Raw genomic sequence first — 12,102 nt, forward strand, 5'->3', positions numbered from 1 at the left:
TAATTAGTTGGTGGGGCGCAGAGTACGGGTATCTAGACAATGGACGGACGCATTTCGATGTTGAAGACCCAACCGACATTGCCTTCGAATTTACGTTGGCAGTCTCTTCAGTCCGTAGTTGATAGCCTGTTTTTTTCGTTGAATCCAGGCTGAGACTGGCAACATCTACACTCCTTATTCTTCTTGATTATTAACTCTATACTACTAGATCATAGGTATTATTAGAATAGGTCCTGGAGTTAGTAACACTGATGGTTCAAATCTCTCGCCGAAGACTGATCCAGGGAGCAAGTGTAACCATGGTTGCCACAACGGGAATCGCTGGCTGTCTCGGTCGAGGAGGTGGATCCCTCGATTCCGTGACAGTCGCGTACGTACCGATTTATCCGAACATGCAACACTACGTGATGGAACAAGAGAATTACTATGAGGATGTCCCAGCGGATATCATAGTAGAGCGATTCAGCTCAGGTCCTAGCGTCGTAAAGGCGTTTGCCAGTGGGGATGTCGACGTTGCCCTCTTTGGAATCACCCCTGCGATGGTTCTTGTCGACAAAGGCACCAACGCCGGTATTCTCGCGGCCAATTCGAAAAACGGCTTCAGGATCATGGCCACAACCGAGCTCGTTGACCTCTATGAACAGGAGGGGCCGAACACGTTTGAGCGCTTTGAGAAAGAGCATGGCCGCAAGATACGATTCGGTGGCCCTCCGTCCGGAAGCGTTCCTGATATTGTGCTTCGGTATTGGATTCAGGAGGGTCTCGATGTTGGCGAGATGGATAGCGTCATCACCAAGTTGAAAGTCTCGCCGGCAATGGCGGTCCAGACAATCCAATCGGGTGATATCGATGCGACGATCATCCAAGAGCCGTTCGCGACGGTGATCGAACAGGATAACGGCTTCGGCGAACTCTCCTGGTCTGGAAGTATTCTCGAAAACCATCCGGTTACGGTGTTGTTCGCAAATCAGAAGGTAATCGATGACAGAGAGATCTCGCAGTCGCTGGTCGAACAACATATCTCGGCAACCGAGTTCACGGCAGACTCACCGGATACGGCTGCTGGTCATGCCGCATCGGTGATCGGTTCGGGAGTGAGCGAGAGTCTCGCTATGGCGGCCATGGACTCTAGGGCGTCTTCGTTTACTTCGAATCCTCATCAGATCACCGACCAGGCGGCGACGATGTGTGAGTTCGTCGCAAATGTCGGGAACACCGAAGAACCGATCGCGACAGAGAATCTGTTCGCGTACGAATCCTACGACGCCATTCAGGGATGAGACAACAGACTACTACTCGTTCCCACACGATGGTCGCCGACACTTTCGGGGTGGACCTGCAGCGGTGTCTACGCGGGTTGGGTGGTCTCCTCGTGTTCTTGCTTGTCTGGTGGCTCGGCGCAATGGCGACCCAGCCGTCATATCTGGTACCTGGCCCCCTCGATTCGGGGCGTGCGTTTGTCGACCTGTTCGCAACCTCGACTGCGATTATCGTCCCCGTCCTGGGCAATCGGCTAGTGCTACCGACCGGATTCGCACATCTCGTACAGACGTTGTTCCACTACGTTCCGGGTCTTCTCCTCGGAGCCAGCTGTGGCATCGGGCTTGGGATAGCGATGGGCTGGAACGGTGCACTCGATGACTGGTTGCGTCCGATCGTCCGGATGCTCCGACCGATTCCGCCACTGGCGTGGGTCGTCTTTGCGCTTGTCTGGTTCGGCATTCACCATACCGGTGCGGCGTTCATCGTCTTCGTCGGTGCCTTCTGGATCAATTTCTACGGCGCGTACAGTGGTGTCGAAGGCGTCTCGAGCAAGCTGACCGATGCTGCATCAACGCTAGGCGTAGAACGAGAGCTTTCAATGCTGAAACTCGTCGCACTACCAAACGCCGCTCCCCAGTTATTGACAGGGTTCCGGACGAGCATGGGTCGGTGCTGGATGATTGTCGTTGGCGCCGAGCTGTTCGGTGCACCCGGTGTCGGCTACGAGATCATCAACGCCTCGAACAATCTCGCGATGGCGACTAGCGTCGCGTATATGTTCCTGATCAGCTTGGCATTCGTCTGTATGGACGTTGGATTCCGATTCGTCGAACGGAGGGTACTTGCATGGCGTTGAATTCGAACTCACCCACCAGTTGGGAGTGTAACGAGAAGATCTGCGTTCGGAATATCAGCAGATCCTATGGGTCAACCCGAGCACTCGCAGATGTTTCATTTTCGGTTGCGGATGGCGAGTTCTTCTGTGTGGTTGGTCCCTCGGGATGTGGGAAGACCACGCTGTTACGTGCGATAGCTGGCCTCGAAGACGTAGATAGCGGCTCGGTTGTGGTTGATGGAGTTTCGGTCACCAATCCAGATCTGAATCGGGGGATGGTTTTTCAGGAGTATGCACTATTTCCCTGGCGAACCGTCCGTGGAAACATCCGGTTTGGTCTCGACCGTCCCTCGTGTGAGTGTCCGGACTGCGAGACACGGGTTCAGGAGTTGGTCGACCTCGTTGGACTTGACGGCTCCGAGGACGCGTATCCGAAGGAGTTGTCCGGTGGTATGAAACAGCGCGTCGGGATAGCACGCGCGCTCGCCGTCGATCCGGAGATCCTGTTGATGGACGAACCCTTTGCCAGTGTTGATGCCCGGACACGTGATCGCCTGCATGCCGAATTGCTCAACATTTGGAACCAGACCGAACAGACCATTGTGTTCGTCACGCACGACATCAACGAAGCGGTGACGTTGGCCGATCGCGTGCTCATCATGGACGCCAACCCGGGAACTGTCCAATCTATGGTTACTGTCGGTATCGACCGTCCGCGCCAGCGGACGGCCCAAGAGTTCACCGAATATGTTATTCAAATCAGAGATGAGTTCGGTACCTCGCATGGTGTCACCGAGGAATCGTTAATGAAGGATTTTTAACATTAAAGAACAACCAATATCTATAAAAATTTATTATCTATGGATAACCAACAAGGTAAGATTATTATAATTGCATCCATATTTGTTAATACGGATGGCACACATTCACCTCGGAGAAGGGACATTCCCGCTGTGGGCACTGCTTTTCTGGACACTCCTTGGCGTCGGACTGATCAGTGCTGTGGTGTATCGGGTCCGGAAGGGAGGTATCGAGACACACCAGATCGCCCTCGCGGGTATCGGCGCGGCCGCGAGCTTCGCGATCTTCCAGTTGAATATTCCCGTGTGGGGTGGCATCCACATGAACCTCACCGGTCTCGTTGGGATCCTCGCCGGGCCGCTGCTCGGGGTACTCATCACGCTGGTCGTGAACATCTTCTCTACGGCGGTCGGACACGGTGCAGTCGGTCTGCTCGGTGCGAATACGCTTGTTAACGCTACCGAAGCCATCGTCGCCTACTACGCGTTCAAAACGTTGATAGGGATGGATTGGGACATCTTTTCTGCCAGCACAAGTGCGGCGACGCTTGGTCTCTCGGCAGGGGCCTTCCTGATGGGTGCGATCATCGTCATCAGTGGTGTGAACGGGAGCGCACTGCCTCGTGGTGAACTGACGATAGCCGTCGCAGGTTTAGTCGGGTTGAATCTCGGCGTCGCCGTCATTGAGGGGATTCTCACTGGCTTTATCGTCCAGTTTCTAGCCTCGGTTCGACCCGACCTCATTGGGATCGTCGATCGTGACACACGAGAAGAGACGACCGGGGTGACTGCTTGATGCAGCGATGGAAACAGTACGGCGGGCTCGCTGGCCTGTTTGCGGTTTGTCTTGCTGCTGGGCTGTGGGGCTTTCGCTCTACTGGCGGCGCACTCCCGTGGGCAAAGCGCTCCGCAAAGACACTCCACCGTGGCGTAAACGAAGGCGGCGGCGTGCTCATTGACTTCGGTCGCGGTATCGTTGTAGCTGGTCCGATCCGAAAGAACGGTATGATAATCGAGTTTGGCGCACTCGTTTTCTTGCTCGTTGTCCTCGGAGTCGGCATATACGTCTACGCGGACCGCTACGGCGGTTTCGACGACGAAGAACACACAGCACCCTAATCGTGACGACACTCTCGAATCACGTCCCGGACCCGCGACTCATCACGGCCATTGCCAAGCGGCGGGACGGACTGTTGCACCGCGTTAATCCTTGGACGAAGGTCGGTATCGGTGGCGCCCTCGTCATTGCCGTCACGGTGTTCGACCGGTTCGCGCTTCTGGCTGGACTGTACGGAGCCGTGCTGGTCGTGTATGGGCTCGGGAAATTACCCTTCCAGCGGCTGGCTGGCTGGTATACACTTCCGATGCTGTTCATCATTTCTGTTGCCGGGCCGCTGGCGTTTCTTGAGCCAGGTACACCAATCGGTGGGGCACTCTCGACATCGCTGGGTGAACTCTCGGTCACGTGGGCGGGACTCGTTCTTTTCTTGGAGCTTAGCTTTCGATCACTTACGGTCGTCACATTTACTTTGACAGCGTCGATGACCACGGAATACTCCGACATCGTGTATGTGCTCGGACGGCTGCTCCCCCGGCCACTCGATCAGATTGCGTTACTTACCTATCGGTTCACGTTCGTCATGCTCGAGACACTCGAGAACCTAGTAAAAGCCGCACAATCCCGAGGTGCGAACTTCTCGGAGTTCTGGTCGAACAAGCGGCTGTATGCGAAAATCTTCGGTATGATGATGCTATCGGCAATTGAGCAATCCGAACGGCTCGTCAAGTCGATGGAAGCCCGCGGTTACAACGGCGACATTACACTGTACGGCGATGTCTCGACCCCACCGGTTCACGAACTGGTCATCGTCCTCGGCTTCTACGCTGTTGTTGTCGGCTACGCAACGTTCGTGGTTTATGGGGTGGGACTGTGAGCCTGGATGAGGTACCGCTGGTCAATCTACAGTGTGAGGCGCACACGTATCCTGACGGGACGGTCGGGATACACGACATAGAATTTAGCGTTTACCCCGATGAAGTCATCGCGCTCGTCGGTGGCAACGGAGCTGGGAAATCGACACTCCTCGAACATCTGAATGCGACACTCGTTCCCGGCGACGGCGAACTCGTTATCGACGGCACGCAGATCACTGAGAACAATATATCATATGCTATAGAAGAAGTTGGCATCGTTTTTCAGGACGCCGATATGCAACTCGTCGCACCTACGGTTCTTGATGATGTGATGTTCGGCCTCCAGAACTATGGCATCCCCGACGACGAATCGAAACAGCGCGCTCGTGAGGCGCTCGCAATCGTCGACGCAGGCCACCTCGAAGACCAGATTCCCCACTACCTGAGCGGCGGGGAAAAACGCCTGGTCGGCCTTGCTGGCGTGCTCGTCCTCGATCCGAGCGTCGTCGTACTTGATGAACCGCTCGCGGGCCTCGACCCTGAGCGCTCCCAACTGGTCACCGACCGGATTCGGCAGATTCACGAGAGGGGTATCAGTGTCGTCTTCTCGACGCACGACCTCGACTTTGCTGCAACGGTCGCAGATCGTGTTTGCGTGATGGCTGACGGTACCGTCGTTGAGTGCGGGACCCCCCGAGAGGTTTTCTACGACGACCCGTTGTTGGCGAAAGCGAATCTTCATCCGCCGAGTGCAGTTCGTGTGGCTCGTGATGCTGGGTTGGGAGCACAGCCAGTGACGGAAGCTCATCTCGTTGCACACTTCACGGACGCTAGCAACTCGGAAACCGAACAGACACTACCACCAGATGGCAGCGAATACGATTGACTGCTTCCTGAGATATCTCAATTTGCTCTCATAATAAAAGAGATTATTGCCTTACGGTACGCGTAGGTAATCGTTGTGACTACGCTCACGTAGACAGCTTTCGTCTTCTGGCTATATCCTGCCCATCACACCGAATTACTTAAACAATAATGATGGCTTCATATGGTATGCTCTCCTTGCCATTACAGACCGGGGGTCCTGGCGTGGTCGAGTTGGCCGTTCTCCTCGTACTCATCGTCGTGGTGTATCAGTCCATCGAGACCGTCCCGGCGCACGAAAAGTATGTGCTCACAGTGTTCAATAAGTACCGGAAGCTGCTTGAGCCCGGTGTCAATTTCGTTCCACCGTTCGTCTCATCGACGCATCCGATCGACATGCGGACGCAGACACTCGATATTGCTCCCCAGGAGGTGATCACGCGGGATAATTCTCCCGTGACGGTGGATGCGATCGTCTACTACAAGGTGATAGACGCGAAGAAAGTGTTTCTCGAAGTCGGTGATCACGAGCGAGCAGTGTCCCATCTCTCCCAGACGGCGCTTCGGATTGTGTTCGGCGACATAGATCTCGACGAGGCGCTTGACGGCATGCCGAGCAAGCGCCGAGAGATCAACATAGAGCTCCGCAACGAGCTGGACGAAGGCACCGACAAGTTGGGTCTTCGCATCGAGTTCGCCGAGGTGCGCGAGGTGGTCGAGGGATCTTCCCTTGACCCCACCGAAGAGAAAGAGGAAAACATAACGACGGCTCACCTCCAGACAGACCTACTGGCAGTCATCGAAGGTGGATATGTTGCGGAGAACGAGGAGCTTGAGCAGAAGCTTATCGCCCACTTTAATCATCTTAAGCGCGAGGAGGACGACTTGTGATCCAACACTCACGTCGGTGTGGAAAAGCGGACGGGAATTGGGTAACTATCGCTTCACTAGTATTCTCGAATACATAGCGAACGTCGAGGGTATCGAAGTCGTAACAGTGTTCGAACACGATACGAGCAAGATGTGTTGTGTCTGTGGGAGAAACGACGATAGTTAGCGTGTTGAGTGTGGTCTGTACGTGTGTGAAGAGTACCGTTGACAATTTGTACGCAGGTCAGTTGACTTGACGATTGTTAGCTTCCACAACTTCAAACGTAGAATCCATGGCTTCCTGCTCGATTTACTATTTCAAAATCAATGTTTCTATTCACTACGTGCGAGTTGGATGGCTTCCTGCATTTCACCACGCCATGGATCACCATGCCCCGGTAATAGCGTGACCTCACCGAGTGATCCGAGCCGATCGAGGGACTCGAGGGCCTGTTCTCTATTATCGTTAAACATTGACATAATCTGTGGACCACGAGTATTACCAGTCTTGAGATCAACTGTAGCGAGTGCATCGCCGCAGAAAAGAACGTTTCGATCCGGTAGATATAGCGCGCATGAACCAGTAGAGTGCCCCGGAACGTGAATTACCCGTAGTGTCGCCGACAGTTCGAGGTCAGTTCCAGCCGCAAACGATTCGACCGATTCTAGCGGCGATGGGATCCCCCCACTGCGACTAAACTCGATTAACAGTCGTATTACGGCTGGTCGCCAGAGATTCCGAACTAGCTCCAGCATATTTTCTTCGCCATCACCGTCAACCAGTGCTACATCCGCCGTATGCACCAGGACGGGGACATTGGCAGTCTTTTGCAATTGATTAGCAAAGCCAATATGGTCTCCATGGCCGTGTGTCAGTACCAGTGCTGCAATGTTTTCAGGGCTGTATCCGAGCCCATTGAGACCGTCTAACAGCTGTTCCCAATGGTTTGGAAGTCCTGCATCAATAACAATTAGTTCACCTCCTGCCTCGACGACATACCAATTGACACGGTTCGTTCCAAATCGATAGACCCCGGGTGCGACTTTGGAGTCATGTGCCACTTCTTGTCTGCCATTGGTCGTCTCCGTGCTAGTCATATTACTTCCAAACACTGTCCACGTATGAATATAGTGATAACATATGAGATGATTCATATAATAATTTTCAATTATGTCGTAGAGTAGCGTTGTTGCGCCCGACGAAGACGTACCAGTGAAAGGTCCTGTCCTACAACGTTGATGGGCTGCTCCCGTCGGAACAGTAGGTGACGACTCCTCTCCATCTCCCGACGAGACTTGATGTGACTGCTAGTTCCTCCCCAGGAGTAGCTGGTTCCGAATAACGTAGTACTCTCGTTACAGTTTCATGAGCTGTGCGGCTAGCGTTCGCAGTTCGGTCACCTCGTCGAGTGGTGCCAGCCATCGATCGGGAAACGCACTAGCCCCGAATCGAGCGCCAGCGATGGCTCCTGTGACAGCACCAATCGTATCCGTATCACCGCCGCGATTTACACTCCGCACGATTGCCTGCTCACCGTTTTCTGCCCGGAGGCCATCGTAGAGTGCCGTCTGGAGGGTATGAATCACGTATCCTGACGTCGGGAGTGTTCTCAGTTCGTTCCCGCGAGCAATGGGCTCAAGTGCCGTAACGAGCTCCTCGGGAGCCTCTGGCCTGATGTAGTCGAGAGCCGTCGTGAGCGGTTCTGAGTTACCTCGCAGCACTTCTGCGAGTGTGAGATTCACCACCGCGCATCCGTCGGTACACCGTGGATCGGCGTGTGTAATTTCGGATGAGTGACGACTTACCCGGACGAGCCAGGAGGGATCATCAGGATACGCAACTGCAAGTGGTGGGCAGCGCATTACACTCCCATTGCCGGCATTGCTTCCCTCAGCACTGGCCTCCCACACGTCGCGACCAGCAACATCCCATGTCGCGCCCTGCTTTAGCTGTTGCAGCGAGTGGCGTGTCATAGATCCGATATCAAACGGCTCCGTGTCGTACCACTGGACGAAGCGGTCCGCGATGTCTGCGGGCTCAAAGTCCGAATGAGTCGCTAAACTCCGAGCGATACAGAGCGCCTGGTCCGTGTCGTCAGTAACCGTCCCCGCTGGCTGCCCCCACGTTCCATGGCCGACCATCTCCCGAAGGATGCCATGCTCTGTTTCGATTTCAGAGGCTGATTTGAATTCAACTGGCCGCCCGAGTGCATCACCACATGCGAGGCCGAGAAGGACGCCCTCGGCACGATCTGTGTCCATACGTGATTGCACACTTCCATTTGAGAAAAAGATGACCTATTGCTTCGACATACGATGTATTTTAACACACTAGTTCTGTTCTTTACGAATGGCTGTAGTGCCCTGTTTTCGTATTACCATCCAAATAATCACCCTAGCACTGTCTTTTTGCTTCTCGTACGGATGCCAGTGGCGTTCCGTTGACCATGTCGGTTATCCTCTCATCAGTTGTGACAGGTATCCTACTCTACAGTTTCGAGATCACCCTCCCAACAGTTGCGGTGCGATTGTTGGCCACCCACCTACTTGACAGTCGGTATCTCTCTTCACATGAGATTTATACATAAATCTATCGTATAATGCAATATTTTGAAAAATAAAGCAGATATCGATCCTCGATCTATTTGAGGTCGACGAGGGTATGATTTTCTAATGTATGGTCCGTTTAGCGACTAGCTTGACACCCACATTTCGCCCGTGACTGTGCAGTATACTTCACCTTCCGTTGCTACCGGTTTCGACGTTGGCCGCCTGCTGGTCAAGCCAGTCTTTCAGTCCCGAGTCGGGGACGGTCAGCGAATGCGTGGTTCCCCCGTGCTCCGGGTATCCGCCGGCCTCACTCACGCTGTCAGGAATGTCGGAGAATCCGGCGTTGTCATCGTTCGGATCCACGTCCAGGCTACCCCAGCGGTCGGTGATCTGCTGGACGATTTTCTCTTCCTGGTAGATCCGGTCGGCCGGTCGTGCTCCGGCGTAGGTCTTATTGTGACTCTCGACATCTCCGGCAGGGAGTGCTTCGAGACCGCTTGGCCACAGCGGCGGGGAATCGAGTTCAGTTCCGACGTCAGAGAACGGTCGGCCGTTGAGCGAGGGGTCCACAACGTAGTTATCGTCCATGTGGACGCTCCCGTTCCCGAAGACGACCGGATCTCTGAAGCTAAATCGGTGGATATACGCGTTGCCCACAACCGATGCCTCGGCACTGTCGTCGATCCAGATGGCCTTGTCGTGGTAGAAGTTCAATCCGTTGACGACGACCGTGCTGGTCTCTGATTTCAGCCGCGGGTTGCGGTCGTTGTTCTTCGCGTAAATGGTCCCGAGGATTGCGACATTCTGAGCGCCGTCGCCGACCAGTGTCCCGTTGGAGTTCTCCTCGGGATCCTCAAGCCCTTCTGCGATCATGCAGTTAGCGACCGTGGTGTTATTCGAGTCGTAGCCGACCGAGAGGTTCTCGTCGCGGCCCCAGAAGGACGTACAGTGGTCGAAGATAACGTTGTTTGCGCCATCACGACTGTTCAGCGGATCGGTTCCCTCGCCGCCGCTTCGATCGCCTCGAAGGATGCGGATGTGCTGGACGACGGTGTTGTCCTGTTCGACCTGGACCATCCCGTTGATGAACGTGATACCGGGCGAAGGCGCGGTTTGGCCGGCAACCCAGCAGTCGCCGTAGGTGATCGAGAGGTCCGCGCCCGCAAGGTCGACGACACCACTCTCTTCGAAGATGATGAGGCGCCTGCTGTCCGTCGTGAATGCGTCCTCGATTTCGTCGAAGTTCGCGCCGACCTTGATCACTTCGACGCTGTCGTCGAACCAGTCCACGTCCGCGAAGCCGTCCTCGTAGTCGAAGTGTGGTCCCCCCTCGACACCCTCCGTCGTCGAGAATGTCACTATCTCCCCGGTGGCCGTATCGTTGTCTTCGGCAGAAAGCGCCGCACGAAACTCGTAGTCGGTGTCACTCGTCAGCCCGAATTCGGTCTGCTTGAATGGGCCGGTCTCGGACCGGTTCTGGGACGATGTCTCGGTCCACGTGGAGCTACCGGCTTCCCGATACTCGAAGAAAACATCCGCGTCGAACGCACCGCCGAGGTCGTCGAGGTTTCCCGATAGTGTCGCCGCTGCTGAGGAGATGTCAGACGGTGCTTCCGTCGAGACGACCGGCTGTGTGTCCGGCGGTCGCGTCGCGACCGTTTCGACGAAGCCGGCATCGACATCGCCGTCGCTGGCGTTCGCGACCGCACGGTATTCGTAGTCGGCCTCGCTCGTGAGCCCCGAGACATCGGCGTTGAACGACCCCACCGAGGAAAGGGTCTGTGTCTCGGAACTGCTCCACGAAGTGCTACCGGTTTCCCGGTACTCGAAGAAAACATCGGCCGAGGATGCGTTCCCGAGCAAATCGAGCGAGGCCGACAGCGTCACACTGGTCGCTCCGACGTTCGATGGCGATCCGGTCGAGACGAGCGGTAACGGATCGTCCCCGCCGGTACCGCCGGTGACGCTCCCGGAGACATCGGGATTGCCCAAATCCCGGTTGTTCGTTAGAGAGATATTCTTGAGGCCGGTGAACTCACCCGTACACAGCGTCCCAGTGTTCGCGCTCGTCACACTCAAACCGAGGTAGCCGCCAGTCGTGAAGTCCACCGAGGCCAACTCAGCGATTAGCGTCCAGTCGCTGCCATCTGTCGAGAGGTACGCCTGAAGTGTATCGTCCGTCCGGACGAGGCGCTGCCAGTCGGCGGCCATTTGTCCGCCGTTACGGATGACATCCCCACCGTCTGAGGTCGTACTCTCCGTATACCCGCCGGTGTTCGCGCGCCAGGAGAACGAGGAGTCGTTCCCCGGCGTCTTCCGTACCATGACGTTTTTCGCGTCGGCCGCGAGTGACTCGCGGAACATCAGGCCGGCTTTAGCCCACCCGTCCGTGTCTTCGATGCTCGTTGCGTTGACGACCGCGTTGAAGTCACCCCTGACGTCGGTGAAGTAGTAGTGACCCGCATCAGCCTCGTCCCAAATATCTTCACCGCCCCCTTCGACGGTGATCGTGGATGCTGCTGTGACCGTCCCGCCAAGCATGGCGGTGCCGATACTTCCTGCTGCGATCGCGCGCAAAAACGCGCGTCTGTTGTGTGTCATCAATAGACACCATTACGACAATATACAGATCAGATAATAAAATTATCTTAGTAATAATTATCATTATATGACTATAATATTAACAGTAATTAACTGAGACAGTTGAGGATGCTGTTTGATGCCCCGCGTGGCGAGCGGAAAGAAGGTACTGGGCGGATCTGTAGAAACCACAGCAGGTCTGCGACAAGCGGCGAGTAGTACCGACCAGTCGGACACCCCCACCGCGTAGCGGGGACGTTCCCCGGTCGAGAACGTGTTTGTGCCTGGCTCAGCCACGCCATTCTGCTATGAGATTGCACTCGTCTCGCAGGGGATAACAGGCGACATCGGAATCGACTCTCATGTAGAGAAGGATTACAGCCATACGCTTGTAACGGCTGAATGTGCTTCTCGAACAGAACCTTC

General features: G+C 55.2%; 11 protein-coding genes and 1 pseudogene. 9 read left to right on the forward strand and 3 right to left on the reverse strand.

Annotated elements, in window-relative coordinates; genetic code table 11:
* Window positions 1–299 precede the first annotated feature (299 nt).
* From JXQ78_RS14250 to JXQ78_RS19065, 9 genes and pseudogenes are all read left to right on the forward strand, one after another.
* Complete coding sequence (locus JXQ78_RS14250) at window positions 300–1,280, forward strand: ABC transporter substrate-binding protein (RefSeq protein ID WP_330633193.1); 981 nt, start codon at window positions 300–302, stop codon at window positions 1,278–1,280.
* Window positions 1,277–2,119, forward strand: a complete 843-nt coding sequence (locus JXQ78_RS14255; RefSeq protein WP_330633194.1) for an ABC transporter permease — start codon at window positions 1,277–1,279, stop codon at window positions 2,117–2,119. The genes JXQ78_RS14250 and JXQ78_RS14255 overlap by 4 nt, the downstream gene beginning before the upstream one ends.
* Complete coding sequence (locus JXQ78_RS14260) at window positions 2,110–2,919, forward strand: ABC transporter ATP-binding protein (protein ID WP_330633195.1); 810 nt, start codon at window positions 2,110–2,112, stop codon at window positions 2,917–2,919. Before JXQ78_RS14255 ends, JXQ78_RS14260 begins: the two co-directional genes overlap by 10 nt.
* Before the next feature lie 94 nt (window positions 2,920–3,013).
* Window positions 3,014–3,694 carry an energy-coupling factor ABC transporter permease gene (locus tag JXQ78_RS14265; RefSeq protein ID WP_330633196.1) on the forward strand — a complete coding sequence of 227 codons (681 nt, stop codon included), beginning with the start codon at window positions 3,014–3,016 and terminating at the stop codon, window positions 3,692–3,694.
* Window positions 3,694–4,017, forward strand: a complete 324-nt coding sequence (locus tag JXQ78_RS14270) for a cobalamin transport operon protein (protein ID WP_330633197.1) — start codon at window positions 3,694–3,696, stop codon at window positions 4,015–4,017. The genes JXQ78_RS14265 and JXQ78_RS14270 overlap by 1 nt, the downstream gene beginning before the upstream one ends.
* A gap of 2 nt (window positions 4,018–4,019) precedes the next feature.
* Complete coding sequence (gene cbiQ / locus JXQ78_RS14275; protein ID WP_330633198.1) at window positions 4,020–4,832, forward strand: cobalt ECF transporter T component CbiQ; 813 nt, start codon at window positions 4,020–4,022, stop codon at window positions 4,830–4,832.
* A complete protein-coding gene (locus JXQ78_RS14280) occupies window positions 4,829–5,698 on the forward strand; it encodes an energy-coupling factor ABC transporter ATP-binding protein (protein ID WP_330633199.1) in 870 nt (289 codons plus the stop codon). The genes cbiQ and JXQ78_RS14280 overlap by 4 nt, the downstream gene beginning before the upstream one ends.
* Before the next feature lie 203 nt (window positions 5,699–5,901).
* Window positions 5,902–6,567, forward strand: coding sequence for an SPFH domain-containing protein (locus JXQ78_RS14285; RefSeq protein ID WP_330633200.1), 666 nt, complete (start codon window positions 5,902–5,904; stop codon window positions 6,565–6,567).
* Window positions 6,568–6,616: 49 nt separating this feature from the next.
* A pseudogene (locus tag JXQ78_RS19065) lies at window positions 6,617–6,730 on the forward strand (zinc ribbon domain-containing protein); the annotation flags it as partial.
* A 149-nt stretch (window positions 6,731–6,879) separates the two neighbouring features.
* Here JXQ78_RS19065 and JXQ78_RS14295 read toward each other — a convergent pair.
* The 3 genes from JXQ78_RS14295 to JXQ78_RS14305 all read right to left on the reverse strand — a co-directional run bounded on the left by JXQ78_RS14295 (window position 6,880) and on the right by JXQ78_RS14305 (window position 11,697).
* Complete coding sequence (locus JXQ78_RS14295) at window positions 6,880–7,644, reverse strand: MBL fold metallo-hydrolase (protein ID WP_330633202.1); 765 nt, start codon at window positions 7,642–7,644, stop codon at window positions 6,880–6,882.
* A 258-nt stretch (window positions 7,645–7,902) separates the two neighbouring features.
* Window positions 7,903–8,808: an ADP-ribosylglycohydrolase family protein gene (locus JXQ78_RS14300; protein ID WP_330633203.1), complete on the reverse strand. Its 906-nt coding sequence runs from the start codon at window positions 8,806–8,808 to the stop codon at window positions 7,903–7,905.
* 474 nt (window positions 8,809–9,282) lie between these two features.
* Window positions 9,283–11,697, reverse strand: coding sequence for a hypothetical protein (locus JXQ78_RS14305; protein ID WP_330633204.1), 2,415 nt, complete (start codon window positions 11,695–11,697; stop codon window positions 9,283–9,285).
* Between the last annotated feature and the right edge of the window lie 405 nt (window positions 11,698–12,102).

Origin of the sequence: Halocatena halophila (assembly GCA_027563145.1) — an archaeon.
In the GTDB taxonomy this organism is placed as follows: Archaea; Halobacteriota; Halobacteria; order Halobacteriales; family Haloarculaceae; genus Halocatena; species Halocatena halophila.

Bases quoted from the DNA above. Each gene is read 5' to 3' on its own strand.
- JXQ78_RS14250 (WP_330633193.1), top strand. From the start codon at position 300: ATGGTTGCCACAACGGGAATCGCTGGCTGTCTCGGTCGAGGAGGTGGA.
- JXQ78_RS14255 (WP_330633194.1), top strand. From the start codon at position 1,277: ATGAGACAACAGACTACTACTCGTTCCCACACGATGGTCGCCGACACT.
- JXQ78_RS14260 (WP_330633195.1), top strand. From the start codon at position 2,110: ATGGCGTTGAATTCGAACTCACCCACCAGTTGGGAGTGTAACGAGAAG.
- JXQ78_RS14265 (WP_330633196.1), top strand. From the start codon at position 3,014: ATGGCACACATTCACCTCGGAGAAGGGACATTCCCGCTGTGGGCACTG.
- JXQ78_RS14270 (WP_330633197.1), top strand. From the start codon at position 3,694: ATGCAGCGATGGAAACAGTACGGCGGGCTCGCTGGCCTGTTTGCGGTT.
- JXQ78_RS14295 (WP_330633202.1), bottom strand. From the start codon at position 7,644: ATGACTAGCACGGAGACGACCAATGGCAGACAAGAAGTGGCACATGAC.
- JXQ78_RS14300 (WP_330633203.1), bottom strand. From the start codon at position 8,808: ATGGACACAGATCGTGCCGAGGGCGTCCTTCTCGGCCTCGCATGTGGT.
- JXQ78_RS14305 (WP_330633204.1), bottom strand. From the start codon at position 11,697: ATGACACACAACAGACGCGCGTTTTTGCGCGCGATCGCAGCAGGAAGT.